A 13,543-nucleotide genomic window follows, 5' to 3' on the forward strand; every position below is an offset into this window, starting at 1 on the left:
GCTTTCGGTTAGCACTCGCGATGGGCGCTCGTGAACAGGCCGACGTGCTCGAGCACGGCCTCGAGGAACTGGCGTTCGCCGCCCAGCTCCTCCTTCAGGTGCTCGAACTGCTTGAAGCCGGCCATTTCGGCCAGGCCGTGGGCGGCGCACCAGGCGGCGATGGTGGCCAGCTCCAGATGCGTCTCGTTGGCGGGATTGGCGCCCTGGGCGATCATGGTGTTGCGCACCTGGCAGTAGGCGCTGTCCTCGTTCTTCTGGACGTCGTCGGGCAGCATCTCCTTGTCGCGCGCGGCGTCGTACATCACCCGGTAGAGCGCCGGGTTGTCGCGGGCGAAGCAGACATAGGCGATGCCCAGGGCGGTGAGCTGGTGCGGCCCGTCGGCGTCCCGCTTCGCTTCCATCATCTGGGTGTCGAGGATGTCCCAGCCTTCCTGGGCGACCGCGTCGAGCAGCTCGGCCTTGTCCTTGAAGTGGTGGTAGGGCGCCGCCGGGCTGACGCCCGCCTCACGGGCCACCGCGCGGAGCGAGAGCGCGCTGGGCCCCTCGGCCTCCAGCAGACGCCTGGCGGCGTCGACAAGCGCCCGCCGCAGGTCGCCATGGTGGTAGGGGCGGGATTCGACGGTTTTAGCTTCGCTCATAGCCTTACCATAATTTCATATCTGAGCGCTGTACAGATATCTTGACGACGCTCAGATGCGCACCTATCTGAGCGGCGTTCAAATAGAAAACGCCCCCTCTCCCCAGGGGGTTCAAACTGAAAAGGTGTGTGTCATGTCTCTCGCGAAGTTTGAACAGGTCTTCGACCGTTTCGTCCCCTCGTTCCTGCTGTTCCTCGGCCTCACCGCGGCCGTCGCGACGGCGGGCCTGGTGATCTGAGCCTCCCCACTCAGACGTCGAAGCTGACGAGGAGGGGCCCCGAGAGGGCCCCTTTTTCGTCGCGCCGGATGCACGGAGCGCCCGTGCAGAAACGCATAACCGTCCGGCGAAATCGATGATCTGTGCAGTGTTCAGATTCTGCTAAACATAACTCGTCCCAACGGACGGCCCCGCTCCCCCGGGGATTTCAACAACAAAACCAAAGGTGTGCTCATGTCTCTCGCGACCTTCCAACGCCATTTCGACCGCCTCGCTCCCGCGTTCCTGCTGTTCCTCGGCTTTGTCGCGGCCAGCGCCACGGCGGGCCTGGTGATCTGATCTTCCCCGCTCCCGGATGTGTTCGGAGAGGGGGCCTTCGGGCCCCTTTTTCGTGGTCCGGGCCGCGGGAACGGGATGTTCGAAAACGCATAGCAGAACATCCAAAATCGCCATCTAGACATTGTTCAGATAGTTGCTATCTTAGCATCGTTCAGATGGCGTCGGGGTTCCGGATCGGCCGGGCCCCGCGCCTCAAATGGAGAGAAGCAATGTCGATCCTGATGACTCGGGTTCTCGACGTGGTCGTGTCCTTCGCGGTGGTGGGCCTCGCCCTGACCGCGGCCGGCGCCACCGCCGTCCTCGGCGCCTAACCCGTGCGCCGCCGCTAGAGCCCCGCCCGCAGCAAGACCCGGGCGGGGCCACAGGCGCCCCCATCAAGAGGTCCCGTCGTCGTAGAGTTGTCTCCGAATCGGGCCTATATTTTTCCCCAGTGGCGTCAATCACGTGCTGAGGGTTTGGTCTTCAGTCCGCAGTCGATCCGCATAACCGCCCCGTGGCGTCGGGCTCCCGGATCCAGGGAGGCCGTCCATGCAGGTGCTTAAGACCGCCCCGTCCGGCTGGCCCTGCCTGGTGCTGAACGCGGACTTCCGGCCGCTTTCCTACTATCCGCTGTCGCTGTGGCCCTGGCAGGAAGTGATCAAGGCCGTGTTCCTCGATCGCGTGGACGTGGTCTCGACCTACGACCAGGAGGTCCACTCGCCCTCCTTCGCCATGAAGCTGCCCAGCGTGGTCTCGCTGAAGCACTACGTGGCCCAGGACCGGCCGCCGGCCTTCACCCGCTTCAACCTGTTCCTGCGCGACAGCTTCACCTGCCAGTACTGCACGGCCGGCGAGGACCTGACGTTCGACCACGTCATCCCCCGCTCGCGGGGCGGGCGCACGACCTGGGAGAACATCGTCACCGCCTGCGCGCGCTGCAACCTGGCCAAGGGCGGGCGCACGCCGCACGAGGCGCACATGCATCCCCGGCACCGGCCGCGCCGGCCCTCGGCCTATGAGCTGCAGGAGCACGGCCGTCGCTTCCCGCCGCACCACCTGCACGAAAGCTGGCTCGACTACCTCTACTGGGACATCGAGCTGGAGGCCTGAGGCCTTTCGGCGAACGGCCTCCCCCCGACCAGGGGGCGGGAGGAGGCCGCGCCCTGGCCGGGCCCGGGATGCGGAATGGACGCGGCCAGGGTGTCCGGACGCGCCGAAACCGCCTGGTTCGAGAAGGCTCCGCGCGCCGCCCGCGACTGTTCCGGCGCCTTGGGGCGTCAGTGCGGCGGTTCGGTATCGCGGATGTATCAGGCCGCCAGGGCGCGGGCCGATCGGGGCCTCGAACCGAAGGATCGCCGCCTTACTCGTTTCAGCCGCGTGTCGGCGCGAGCGCTTCCCGGTCTCGTTTGGCCGCATTGTGACCGGCGTGTTTCCGGCGCTGCGAAGCGGACATGGAGGCGATACAGCCCAGCCCAACTTGCCCGGCTCCATGGGGCTCGCGCCGCGACGGGCGGCGAGGAGAGAGCCAACCGATGCCCCAATCCGAGACGATCCACGACCACGATTTCGGCCTGCGCCGTGACCTGGAGGTGATGCTGGCGCGGCGCCGGCTGCTCGGCCTGTTCGGCGCGGGAGGCGTCTCCATGCTGACGGCCGCCTGCAGTGGCGGATCGTCAGGCAGCGCCGCCTCGGACGCGGCGACGACCACGAGCACCACGACGACCACCACCACCACGACCGGAACGGACACGGGCGGCGCGACCTCCGGTTCGTCCAGCGCCTGCGTCGCCGATCCCAGCGAGACCAACGGACCCTATCCGGCCGATGGCACCAACACGGCCAATGGCGTGCTGTCGAACGTGTTGACGCAGAGCGGCGTGGTGCGCAGCGACATCCGCTCCAGCTTCGGAGCCTCGACCACCGCGGCGCCTGGCGTGCCGCTGGCGCTGACGATCAAGCTGGTCAACGTCAACGCGGGCTGCACCGCTCTGAGCGGCTATGCGATCTATGTGTGGCACTGCACGCGCGACGGGCTCTATTCGCTCTATTCGAGCGGCGTGCAGAACGAGAATTTCCTGCGCGGCGTCCAGGTGACCGACGCCAACGGGGAGGTCACGTTCACCACCATCTTCCCCGGCTGCTATTCGGGCCGCTATCCGCACATCCACTTCGAGGTCTATCCGAGCCTGGCGGCGGCCACGGCCCAGCCCAGCGCGATCCTGACCTCTCAGTTCGCCATGCCGCGCGACGTCTGCTCCACGGTCTACGGCAGCGCGACGGGCTACAGCGCCAGCGTCACCAACCTGGCCCAGGTGACCACCGGCAACGACAACGTGTTCGGCGACAACACCTCGGCCCAGATCGCCGCCATGACGCCCAGCCTGACCGGCAGCGTGGCGGCGGGCTACACGGGGACGGTCACCGTCGGCGTCGCGGTCTGATGCGACCACCGGGCCGGCGGGAGGCCGGCCCGGCGTCCGCCGTTTCAGGCGGTGACCGCCGTCTGGCTGGAGGCGCCGTTCGACGGTCCGCCCGCGTGCGCGGTGCGGAAGGCGTCGAGCGCCGCGGAAAGCTCGGACGAGCTCAGCAGGCCGTCGGCATTGGTGTCGAGCTTGCCGAACGCCTGTGAGGCCCCGTCCAACGCGCCGTCGCCCAGCTTGGCGAGGATTTCCTTCAGGCTGAGCGAACCGTCGCCGTCGCCATCGGTCCCACCGATGAGCTTCGAGGCCAACTCGTCGCTGGAAGGCGGGCGCCGACGCCCGCCCTCGGTGTGTCGGGCCTCGAGGCCTGCCGCCAGCTCGTCGGCGTTGAGCTTGCCGTCGCCGTCGGTGTCGAGGCCGGACACCGCCGCCGAAAGCTTGTCCGAGCCGTCGGATCCCAGGGCGGACTGGATCTCCTGGAGAGTGAGCGAACCGTCGCCGTCGCTATCGGCGTCCTGGATCAGCTTCGCGGCGAGATCCGAGGCGCTGGCGGGTTGCTCCTGGACGGAGAGCAGGCCGCCCAGGGTCTTGGCCGCAAACTGCGAGGCCCCGCCGCCGGGTGGCGGGCCCGGGGGTGGTCCGGGCGGCGGACCGCCCGAGCCCTCGGCCCGGCCTGGCTTTTCCTGCCGGGTGGCCTCATCGGTCGTTTGAAGGAGCCCGGCAAGCAGGCGCTGGGCCTGGCTGGCGTCGTAAGCGCCTGTACTTGCTGATATTTGCATCTCTTCACCTCTTCGGTGGGTTTCGGAACGCGCCCGTGCGCGGGCTGGGGCCCGCGCGCGAACGGCGAAACGAGCTGCAAGAAGCCCGGCAAGCGCCGCCGAGGGGCTTTGTTTCACGTCTCGCGGTCGGCCCGACGCGAACCTGAAACGATCGGCGTATTCAGCCGGCGAAACGTGGAATTCGGATACGCGCTCGCCACAATCGGCGAGACCGGGCGCCAGGGCGGACAGTGTCCGTAGGCAAGAACGACCCATCGCCGTGGGCGCCTTCAATATGGCGCAGCCGCGAAACCTTTGCGGCGGGTTCGACATGGGAAGGATACAAACCGGCCCTACTCGGGCCGCAACCCAGGCCTAGGGTGACCCTGCTGACGGACGAAGGTCACTCCCCCCCCAGGCCCTGGACGTCAGCGAACCTGGAACGCGGCTCCCCCAAACCAACCCCTCCCCCCAGTTGGGGGAGCCGCAGACCCCCGTCAGGACGTGAGCTTGTCGACGGCGGCGGCGATCGCGGCCTTGGCGGCCTCGGCGTCCAGCCCCTGCTCGCGCCGCAGGCGCGCCCAGGACTCGAAGCTCATCAGCAGGTCCAGCGCCTCGAAGACGGGCGGGTTGGCGACGATGGCCGGCGGCAGCTCGCGGGTCAGGGCCTCGCGCAGGATGACCACGAGGCGCGTGTAGTCCGAGCCGAGGAATTTCGACCGGTGGCGGAACGCCTCGGCGGCCCGGCGGAAGGGCGCGATGCGGTCGAAGGCGCGGGCCCGGCGCTCGATCAGTTCGCCGATGCGGTCGCGCCAGTGCTGTGACTTCAGCGGCGGGTCGATGATCGCGCGCAGCTCGCCCTCGATGACGTGCGCCATCTCCCGATAGAGGCTGTCCATGTCCTGGAAGTGTCGGAAGACGGTGCGCAGGCCCACGTCGGCGCGGGCGGCCACCTGCTCGGCGCTGGGCGCGACCTCGCCTTCGCCGACGATGGCGATCATCGCCGCGACGATCCGGTCGCGGTTGTCCTGGCCGCGGCGTCGGCGGCCGTCGGCGATATCCGGCCCGGGTGCGGCCTGAACGGCGGTTCGACTCATCAGGGGCCCATCTCGACTCGCCGGGCGGGACCTGTCGAGGCGGTTCGTCCGCCGGGCGCCTTCCGAACCCGCCGGGCGCCCCAGGAAGTCACCATATCGCCACGCCGCGCCACGCTTGACGGCGTCATGTAGTGACACTCATACTGCCAATATATCCGCCGCGGACGGCGGGAGTGTCAATCGGGGGGAAGGTCGGATGAAGGTGCTGCGTACGCCGGACGCGCGGTTCGAGGGGCTGGCCGACTGGCCCTATGCGCCGCGCTATCAGGAGGTGGTCGACGCCGACGGGACGACCCTGCGCATCCACTACGTCGACGAGGGCCCGCGCGACGGCCGGCCGGTGCTGCTGATGCACGGCGAGCCGTCGTGGTCCTACCTCTACCGCAAGATCATCGCCGGCCTGGTCGCGAAGGGACACCGGGCGATCGCGCCCGACCTGATCGGCTTCGGCCGCTCCGACAAGCCGGCGGCGCGGACCGACTACACCTACGAGCGCCACGTCTCCTGGATGAGCCAGTGGCTCACCGCCCTCGACCTGACGGACGTCACCCTGTTCTGCCAGGACTGGGGCGGGCTGATCGGCCTGCGCCTCGTGGCGGCCTATCCCGAGCGGTTCCGGGCGCTGGTCGTGGCCAACACCTTCCTGCCGACGGGGACGGGAATGACCGATGGCTTCCGGGCCTGGCTGGAGTTCAGCCAGAACGTCCCCGAGATGCCGATCGGCGGCATCCTAAAGGGCGGCAGCGGCCGCGACCTCACCGAGGCCGAGATCGCCGCCTATGACGCCCCGTTCCCGGACGAGAGCTACAAGGAAGGCGCGCGGCAATTCCCGACGCTGGTGCCGGTGACGCCCGAGCACGCCTCGGTGGCCGAGAACATCGAAGCCTGGAAGGTGCTGGAGGCGTTCGACAAACCGGTCGTCACCGCCTTCAGCGACGACGACCCCGTCACCCGCGGCGCCGACGCGCAGATCCAGGCCCGCATCCCGGGGACGAAGGGCCAGCCGCACGTGACCCTCAAGGGCCGCCACTTCCTGCAGGAGGACAGCCCCAACGAGATCGTCGAGGTGATCGACGCCCTGATCCGCCGATCCTGAGGAGAGACGACAATGAAGGTCGAGAACCAAGTCTTGCCGCCGCCCCAGCAGGCGATGGCGTTCTTCACCGCGCCCGAGGATGGGCCGTTCGTCATGGTCAATCTGCTCAAGTTCCACGACCGCGCCCAATACGAGGACGGCGACCGGGGCCTGTCGGGCTACGACGCCTACATGCTGTACGGCGAGGCGGTGCGGAAGCTGGTCGAGGGGCTGGGCGGCCAGGTGCGCTACCAGGGCCGCGTCACCGACCTGATGCTGGGCGAGGTGGAGGAACTGTGGGACGTGGTGGCCCTGGCCGAGTACCCCTCGCTGGAGTCGTTCCGGAACATGGCCATGTCGCCGGAGATGCACGCCATCGAGCATCACCGGAAGGCCGGGCTGAAGGGCCAACTCAACATCAAGACCAAGCCGGGCGAGGGCTTCTAGCGGCGGCGTCCAAACGTCGATATGGGCCGTAGATGCGGTTCCGGCGGCGCGCCGTCGGGGCCCCATTTCCCTGGAAGCGACGTCCCATGCGTATCCTGCCGATTCTTCTGGCCATTGCCGTTGCCATGCCTGCCGCTGCGTGGGCGCAGGACACAGCGCAGCAGATGCTGAACCTGGCTCGCCAGCTACGATCTCAGGCCGAGCAGATGAAGGACAGCCTGTCGGCCGAGGACCTCGCGGAACTGAACCGTCAGGCTGACGAGATCGAGGAGGGCGTCCGCGACGGCGCCTATTCCACCCCGGTCGCCCAGCAGCCCGTCTCGCTGCCGGAGCGGATCGCGGCCGCGCACGAGGGCCGGCTCGACTGGCTGGACGGCAAGGCGGCCTGCGTCGGCTATGGCTGGGAGAACCATCGCACCTTTGTGTCGAACTACGGCGACGCGAAGCGCGACACGTTGTGCCGCACGGCCTTCGGCCACTACGAGCGCTACTTCCTGCTGACCCGTGGCGGCGGCGACCGGGCGGAGGCCCTGGCGGCGCTGGAGGCCTACGACCGCGGCGCACAGGCCGCCGTCGACTACTACGAGGGCCGCTAGGCCCAATCCCGCAATCGCCGTTGGGGGCGCCTGGCGCAGGGCGGCCTCGGCTCTCGAGCAAGATATTCATTCGAGAGTGAATGAGTATTGACGAACGAGTGAATCCTGACCAACGTCCCGCCGCGCGCCGAAGAGCGTGGTGAGGACATCGGGAGGAAGCCGTGAAGACCCACGCTCTGCTGTTGAGCGCATCGGTGCTTGTGTCGGGATGGGCCGGCGCCGCCCAGGCGCAGTCGGCCAAGGCGTCAGATCAGGCCACGTTGCAGGAACTGGTGGTGACGGCCGAGCGGCGCGTCGAGAACCTCCAGACCACCGCGATCGCCGCGACCGTGATGACGGGAAGCGACCTGCTCAAGAAGGGCGTGTTCACGGTCGACCAGCTGCAATTCGTCAGCCCTTCGATCACGGTCAACAACTTCGGCCAGGGAAACAACATCAACATCCGCGGCATCGGGAAGGGCGAGCACAACACTCAGACCTCCACGGGCGTGGTCACCTACCGCGACGGCGTCACCAGCTTCCCGGGCTATATCCAGGAAGAGCCCTATTTCGACATCGCCGGGGTCGAGGTGCTTCGCGGGCCGCAGGGCACATTCAGCGGCCAGAACGCCACGGGCGGCGCCGTCATCGTCACCACCAACGATCCCAAGATCGGCGGCGGCTACTCGGGCTATCTGCTCGGCCACTACGGCAACTACAACGACACCGCCCTGCAAGGCGCGGTGAACCTGCCGATCAACGAGACCCTGGCCGCGCGCGTGGCCTTCTACACGCAGTACCGCGACACCTTCTATCACCTGTCGGGCCCGCGGGTCGGGAGGAACGATCCCAGCCTGAAGTGGGGCGCGGTGCGCCTGTCGCTGCTGTGGCAGCCGAACGACCAGGTGAAGGTCTCCTGGAAGACGGACTACGACTACCTGGACAACGGCGGCTACTTCGGGGACGCGCTGAGCAATCCGCCGACCCGCCACAACCTGTTCCACATCGCCAACAACTACGGCAACTACGCCACCGACCAGTTCGTCCGCTCGATCGTCAAGGCCGACTACGTGGCCGACAACGGGATCACCTTCCGGTCGATCTCGAGCTACGCGAAGGGGCGTTCGGGCTGGAAGGGCGACATCGACGGAACCGCCAACGCCGCGCCCAACTACATCATCGCCGAGGCCGTGAACGAACGGCTCCTGACCCAGGAGTTCAACGTGATCTCGCCCGACACCGGGCCGATCACGTGGGTGGCCGGGGCGTACTATCAGAACAACCGCTACGACTTCCCGGTCGGCCGCTTCCTGATCGGGGTGCCGCCGGGCGCGGTCGACGAGCGGCTGGACGGCGTGAACAAGACCTACACCGCCGCCGTCTTCGGCCAGGTCGCGGTGCAGCTGGCCGACGGCCTCAAGCTGAAGGCGGGCGCGCGGTACTCGAAGTGGAGCACGATCAACCACGTGCGGTGGTTCGTCCCGCAGTTCCCGACCATCGACTACCAGGACGACGATAAGGCGGTCGGCTACAACCTCACCGGCAAGGTCTCGCTGGACTGGACCATCGACGACAACAACTTCGCCTACGCCTTCGTCGCCAGCGGGGCCAAGCCCGGCGGCCTGAACGGGGCGCTCTACTTCGGCGGGGGCGTGATCCCGCCGCCGTTCCGGCAGGAGTACGTGGTCGACTACGAGGCCGGCTGGAAATCGAGCCTGCTCAACAACCACCTGCGCACCCAGATCGGCGTCTACTACAACCACTTCAAGCACTTCCAGGTGATCCTGCCGATCCCCAACAACCCGCTGCAGTCGACCGAGCAGAACAACCCCAACCCCAGCAAGCTCTACGGCGTCGAGGCCTCGGCCCAAGCGGTGTTCGGGGACTTCTCGTTCGACGTCGGCATGGGCGTGACCAAGAGCAGCCTCGGCACCTTCTGGACCCAGGATCCGCGCCTGCCGCGCTCGGGCCCATGCGATCCTAAGACCGGGCCGGCCAGCACGAGCTGCATCAACCTGGGCGGCAACTCCCAGACCTATGCGCCGGAGTTCACCTTCAACGTGGTCGGCCGCTACGCCTTCCACCTGGACGATGGCGACACGGTCACGCCGCAGGTGACCTACAGCCACATCTCGCACCAGTGGGGCACGCTGTTCGAGAACGAGGCGGCGGGCGACCGGCTGGGCGCCCGCAACATCCTGGGCGCGTCGGTGGCCTGGGCCCACGGCGACATCGTCACCACGCTCTACGGCTACAACCTCACCAACGAGGCCTACGTCTCGGCGCTGCTGTCCCCGATCCGGCTGGCGGGCGCGCCCCGCCAGTACGGGATCAGTGTGATGAAACTGTTCTAGAGGGTCCCTCCGCTGGGCCGCCGGACCGCCCTGCGCGGCCGGCGGCCGCTTCTTGCGCCGCCCCGAGATTGACAAGCGCAGGCCCGGCCCCGACTACGGGGCATCGCCCGCCGCCGGAGCTGACGGAGAATGGCGTCCATGGCCGACGGCCCTAAGACGAAGCGGGTCCGCCGCACCAAGGCCGAGCAGCGTGAGGAGACGCAGGAGCAGATCCTCGACGCGGCCGAATACCTGTTCGCCCAGCACGGACTGCACGGGGTCACCCTGCGCGACGTGGCCCAGCGGGTGGGCGTCCACACCACGCTGCTGCACTACTACTTCGACGACAAGCGGAGCCTCTTCGACGCCGTGTTCGCGCGACGCGCCGCCGTCACCAGCGGGCGGCGCATGGAGGCCCTGGAGCGCTATGAGGCCGAGGCCGGCGAGCGCCCGACGGTCGAGGGCGCGCTGCACGCCTTCCTCGACACCGACCTCGATCTCTATTTCGAGGGCGGCGAGCTGTGGATGAACTACGCCGCCTTCTGCGCGCGGGTCAGCAACACGCCCGAGGGCGCCGAGCTGATGGACGTCCATTTCGATCCGGTCGTGCTGAAGCTGGTCGCGATCCTCAGGCGGGCGCTGCCCGACATGGCCGAGGCCGATCTCTTCTGGGGCTACCACTTCGTGACCGGCGCCCTGATGAACACCCTGGCGCGGACCGGGCGGATCGATCGGCTTTCGGGCGGGGTCTGCCACTCCGACGACTTCCCCGCCGTGAAGGCGCGGATCGCCAGGTTCATGGCGGCGGGCTTCCTGTCGCTGGCCCAGGAGGGCCGCTAGAGCCCGTCAGGGTGAAATGGGAACCGGTTCACCCGCTCGGACGGGCTCTACACTCTTGAAGATCGAGCCTTCTTGTCCGGATCAAGTGATGCCACTTGATCCGGGAAGGCTCGAGAGCCCGTCAGGGTGAAGTGGATGCCGGTTCACCCGCCCGGACGGGCTCTACACTCAAGAAGGCTCTAGTCGGCCCGCCGTTCGCGCAGCGAAAGCGCCAGGGCCGCCAGGGCCAGGAGCGCGGTCACCGGGCTGGCGTAGTGCTCGGGCGGGTGGTGGCCGTTCGACGGCGGCAGGAGGATCCAGCCCTGCAGCGCCATGAGGCCGCGCTCGACGGCGACCAGGGCCAGGAACAGCGGCGTCAGCGTCCGGTAGCGGAGGACGACGGCCAACATCCCCAGCCCCAGCGCGATCTGGGTGGCGCCCTCCCAGGCGAACAGCCCGCGCACCAGCTCGCCGCGGTCGCCCACGTCGAGGTGGGCGATCACGATGGCCCCGCCGTCGGGCAGGAAGCTGTGGATCAGGCCGGGCGCGAGCGTGCCCAGGGTGAAGAGTCCCAGCACCGCGACCGCGATGGGCGAGCCGCGGTACTGGGCGTTGGTGGAGGGGGGCAGGAAGCTCACCGGCCCGGTCCTAGTTGTCCCAGAGGATGTATTCCTCGCCCTTCTTCTGCGGCTGGCCCGAGGGGTGGTCGACGAAGATCGGGCCCTGGAGCAGCGACGGCCAGAGCGGCTTGGCCATCTGGGCGTCCTCGGCCGCGAGCTTGGCTTTCAGTTCCGCCACCTTGGCCGGCTGGGCCTTGGAGAGGTCGTTCTTCTCAGTGGGGTCGGCGGCCAGGTCGTAGAGCCAGACCTTGTTCTGCGCCTCGCTGACCTGCAGCTTCCAGTCGCCGTCGAGCAGGGTCTTGTAGCTGCCCGAACGCCAGTAGAGCGCCTTGTGCGGACGGGCCGCGTCCTTGCCTTCGGCGAAGGGCAGCAGGTTCACGCCGTCGATCTTGCGGTCGGTGGGAACCGCCGCGCCGGCCGCGCCCGCGGCGGTGGCGAAGATGTCCACGTGGCCCACGGGGTAGGGATAGGTCGTCCCCGCCGGCAGCACGCCCGGCCAGCGCATGAAGAACGGGGTGTGGATGCCGCCCTCGAAGAAGGTGGCCTTCCAGCCGCGATAGGGGCGGTTGATGTCGGGCAGGCCGATGTAGTTGGCCCCGCCGTTGTCGCTGGTGAAGATGACGAGGGTGTTGTCGTCGAGGCCCTCGTCCTTCAGCGCCTGGAGGATGCGGCCGACGTTGCGGTCGAGGGCGCGCGCCATGGCGCCGTAGACGCGCAGGCGGTGGTCCTTGATCTGCGGGAGGGCGTCGTAGTCCTCCTTCTTGGCCTGTAGCGGGGTGTGGATCGCGTTGGGCGCGAAGTAGATGAAGAAGGGCCGGTTGCGGTTGGCGTGGATGGCCTTCACCGCCTCCTCGCCGAGGTAGTCGGTCATGTAGCCGCGCGGGGCGAACATGGGCGAGCCATTGAACTGCACCTGGTAGGGCAGGTTGGGCCACAGGAACTTGTCGATGGCGTCCCACGGCTGCTTGGAGTTGACCGAGTCGGGATCCTTCTCGGGCAGGTACATCGAGGCGCCGGAGATGAAGCCGAGGGCCTCGTCGAAGCCCTGGTCCTCGGGCCGCGAGCCCTTGGTCCCGCCCAGGTGCCATTTGCCGAACTGGATGGTGTGGTAGCCCTTGGCCTTCAGCACCTCGGCGATGGTGATCTCGGAGGCCGGGACCGCCAGCGAATTGACCGCCTCGGGCGTGGGCGCGGTGCTGCCGGCCGGCATGTCCTTCAGCCGGTCCTTGAAGAACTTCGGCTTCACGATGGCGCCCGGCTCGGCCTCGGTGCCGACGAGGCGCTCGAAGCCCACCGGCGCGGGGGTGAACTCGAAGCCGAAACGGGTGGCGTAGCGGCCGGTCATGATCGCCGCGCGGCTGGGGGCGCAGGTGGCGTTGCCGGCGTAGCCGTTGGCGAAGCTCACCCCCTGATGGCCGATGGAATCGATGTTCGGCGTGGGCACGGCGCCGTTCGCCACCCCGCCGCCGTTGAAGGTGATGTCGTTGAAGCCCAGGTCGTCGGCCAGGATGAAGACCACGTTGGGCGGACGGTCGCCCTTGGGCGGCTCGGCCGGGCCCATGGCCCAGGTCACCGGATGGTTGGGCTCGATGTGCGGCAGGCGCGCGTGGGCGACCATCGCCAGGATGGAGGCCCGGTTCAGATAGGCCAGGCCCAGGCCCATGGCGATCACGCCCGCCACGGCGGCCAGCCAACCCCAGAGTTTCATGCGCATCCTCCCCCGGAGCGTTGAGGGGCGATTATGATAGTGGCACGCAGAGTGTCAATATCGGGCGTGGGGTTTTGGGGAACCACGAAAGACCCGGCGTCATCCCGGTTTGGGCGAAGCCCAAGACCGGGATGACACGCGGGGGTGTGGGCTACCAGCCGGAGCCGCCGGGGTAGCGGGCGCCGGGCGGGGCGCGTTCCCAGGGCATCAGGTAGGGCGTGGGGGGATCGGGGGGCGGTTGCGCCCCCTCCGTCGTCCCGGCTTGGGGCCGGGACGCCACCTCCCCCGCTTGGGCGGGGAAGGAGCGGGTGGCTCGGACAGGCTCCTCCCCCGTGACCACGGGGGAGGTGGCGCGCAGCGCCGGAGGGGGCGTTGGCGCGGGCTTCAGGCGCTGGACGACGGCTTCGACCTGGGCGTCGAGGGGCAGGTCCTCGAAGGCGGGGTCGTCGAAGGCCTCGTGCAGGGCGTCGACCAGTTCGTCTTCGAGCCGTTCGGCCTCGGGGCGTTCGTGTTCGGAC

General features: G+C 68.3%; 14 protein-coding genes. 8 read left to right on the plus strand and 6 right to left on the minus strand.

Features of this window, described 5'->3' with window-relative positions:
- Nucleotides 1-8: 8 nt before the first annotated feature.
- Complete coding sequence (locus GC203_RS23825) at nt 9-638, minus strand: TetR/AcrR family transcriptional regulator (RefSeq protein ID WP_293459485.1); 630 nt, start codon at nt 636-638, stop codon at nt 9-11.
- 55 nt (nt 639-693) lie between these two features.
- Between GC203_RS23825 and GC203_RS23830 the strand changes: the two genes are divergently transcribed.
- From GC203_RS23830 to GC203_RS23840, 3 genes are all read left to right on the plus strand, one after another.
- Nucleotides 694-876, plus strand: a complete 183-nt coding sequence (locus GC203_RS23830; protein WP_293459486.1) for a hypothetical protein — start codon at nt 694-696, stop codon at nt 874-876.
- Nucleotides 877-1,722: 846 nt separating this feature from the next.
- Complete coding sequence (locus tag GC203_RS23835) at nt 1,723-2,283, plus strand: HNH endonuclease (protein WP_293459487.1); 561 nt, start codon at nt 1,723-1,725, stop codon at nt 2,281-2,283.
- A gap of 422 nt (nt 2,284-2,705) precedes the next feature.
- Nucleotides 2,706-3,614: an intradiol ring-cleavage dioxygenase gene (locus GC203_RS23840; RefSeq protein WP_293459488.1), complete on the plus strand. Its 909-nt coding sequence runs from the start codon at nt 2,706-2,708 to the stop codon at nt 3,612-3,614.
- Nucleotides 3,615-3,658: 44 nt separating this feature from the next.
- On the opposite strand, the gene GC203_RS23845 is transcribed toward GC203_RS23840, so the two are convergent.
- On the minus strand, nt 3,659-4,372 hold the full coding sequence (locus GC203_RS23845) for a hypothetical protein (protein ID WP_293459489.1): 714 nt from the start codon (nt 4,370-4,372) through the stop codon (nt 3,659-3,661).
- A gap of 476 nt (nt 4,373-4,848) precedes the next feature.
- Complete coding sequence (locus GC203_RS23850; protein WP_293459490.1) at nt 4,849-5,448, minus strand: TetR/AcrR family transcriptional regulator; 600 nt, start codon at nt 5,446-5,448, stop codon at nt 4,849-4,851.
- A 196-nt stretch (nt 5,449-5,644) separates the two neighbouring features.
- Between GC203_RS23850 and GC203_RS23855 the strand changes: the two genes are divergently transcribed.
- The 5 genes from GC203_RS23855 (at nt 5,645) to GC203_RS23875 (ending at nt 10,718) form a co-directional block, all read left to right on the plus strand.
- Nucleotides 5,645-6,544, plus strand: coding sequence for a haloalkane dehalogenase (locus GC203_RS23855; protein ID WP_293459491.1), 900 nt, complete (start codon nt 5,645-5,647; stop codon nt 6,542-6,544).
- A gap of 12 nt (nt 6,545-6,556) precedes the next feature.
- The gene (locus GC203_RS23860; RefSeq protein WP_293459492.1) at nt 6,557-6,970 is read left to right on the plus strand and encodes a DUF1330 domain-containing protein; all 414 of its coding nucleotides are present in this window, start codon (nt 6,557-6,559) and stop codon (nt 6,968-6,970) included.
- A gap of 125 nt (nt 6,971-7,095) precedes the next feature.
- Nucleotides 7,096-7,566, plus strand: coding sequence for a hypothetical protein (locus GC203_RS23865; RefSeq protein WP_293459494.1), 471 nt, complete (start codon nt 7,096-7,098; stop codon nt 7,564-7,566).
- Nucleotides 7,567-7,727: 161 nt separating this feature from the next.
- The gene (locus tag GC203_RS23870) at nt 7,728-9,899 is read left to right on the plus strand and encodes a TonB-dependent receptor (protein WP_293459495.1); all 2,172 of its coding nucleotides are present in this window, start codon (nt 7,728-7,730) and stop codon (nt 9,897-9,899) included.
- Between the two features lie 138 nt (nt 9,900-10,037).
- Complete coding sequence (locus GC203_RS23875; RefSeq protein ID WP_293459497.1) at nt 10,038-10,718, plus strand: TetR/AcrR family transcriptional regulator; 681 nt, start codon at nt 10,038-10,040, stop codon at nt 10,716-10,718.
- A 179-nt stretch (nt 10,719-10,897) separates the two neighbouring features.
- Here GC203_RS23875 and GC203_RS23880 read toward each other — a convergent pair whose 3' ends face one another.
- The 3 genes from GC203_RS23880 to GC203_RS23890 form a co-directional block, all read right to left on the minus strand.
- Nucleotides 10,898-11,335: a hypothetical protein gene (locus GC203_RS23880; protein WP_293459499.1), complete on the minus strand. Its 438-nt coding sequence runs from the start codon at nt 11,333-11,335 to the stop codon at nt 10,898-10,900.
- A gap of 10 nt (nt 11,336-11,345) precedes the next feature.
- Nucleotides 11,346-13,025, minus strand: a complete 1,680-nt coding sequence (locus GC203_RS23885; RefSeq protein ID WP_293459501.1) for a sulfatase-like hydrolase/transferase — start codon at nt 13,023-13,025, stop codon at nt 11,346-11,348.
- A gap of 151 nt (nt 13,026-13,176) precedes the next feature.
- On the minus strand, nt 13,177-13,543 hold a 367-nt coding region (locus GC203_RS23890), incomplete at its 5' end, for a hypothetical protein (protein ID WP_293459503.1).

This window comes from Phenylobacterium sp., assembly GCF_016124325.1.
GTDB lineage: Bacteria > Pseudomonadota > Alphaproteobacteria > Caulobacterales > Caulobacteraceae > Phenylobacterium.

What these genes read in the sequence shown, in the direction of transcription:
- GC203_RS23825 (WP_293459485.1), bottom strand. Translation starts at nt 638, where the DNA reads ATGAGCGAAGCTAAAACCGTCGAATCCCGCCCCTACCACCATGGCGAC.
- GC203_RS23830 (WP_293459486.1), top strand. Translation starts at nt 694, where the DNA reads ATGCGCACCTATCTGAGCGGCGTTCAAATAGAAAACGCCCCCTCTCCC.
- GC203_RS23835 (WP_293459487.1), top strand. Translation starts at nt 1,723, where the DNA reads ATGCAGGTGCTTAAGACCGCCCCGTCCGGCTGGCCCTGCCTGGTGCTG.
- GC203_RS23840 (WP_293459488.1), top strand. Translation starts at nt 2,706, where the DNA reads ATGCCCCAATCCGAGACGATCCACGACCACGATTTCGGCCTGCGCCGT.
- GC203_RS23845 (WP_293459489.1), bottom strand. Translation starts at nt 4,372, where the DNA reads ATGCAAATATCAGCAAGTACAGGCGCTTACGACGCCAGCCAGGCCCAG.
- GC203_RS23850 (WP_293459490.1), bottom strand. Translation starts at nt 5,448, where the DNA reads ATGAGTCGAACCGCCGTTCAGGCCGCACCCGGGCCGGATATCGCCGAC.
- GC203_RS23855 (WP_293459491.1), top strand. Translation starts at nt 5,645, where the DNA reads ATGAAGGTGCTGCGTACGCCGGACGCGCGGTTCGAGGGGCTGGCCGAC.
- GC203_RS23860 (WP_293459492.1), top strand. Translation starts at nt 6,557, where the DNA reads ATGAAGGTCGAGAACCAAGTCTTGCCGCCGCCCCAGCAGGCGATGGCG.
- GC203_RS23865 (WP_293459494.1), top strand. Translation starts at nt 7,096, where the DNA reads ATGCCTGCCGCTGCGTGGGCGCAGGACACAGCGCAGCAGATGCTGAAC.
- GC203_RS23875 (WP_293459497.1), top strand. Translation starts at nt 10,038, where the DNA reads ATGGCCGACGGCCCTAAGACGAAGCGGGTCCGCCGCACCAAGGCCGAG.
- GC203_RS23885 (WP_293459501.1), bottom strand. Translation starts at nt 13,025, where the DNA reads ATGAAACTCTGGGGTTGGCTGGCCGCCGTGGCGGGCGTGATCGCCATG.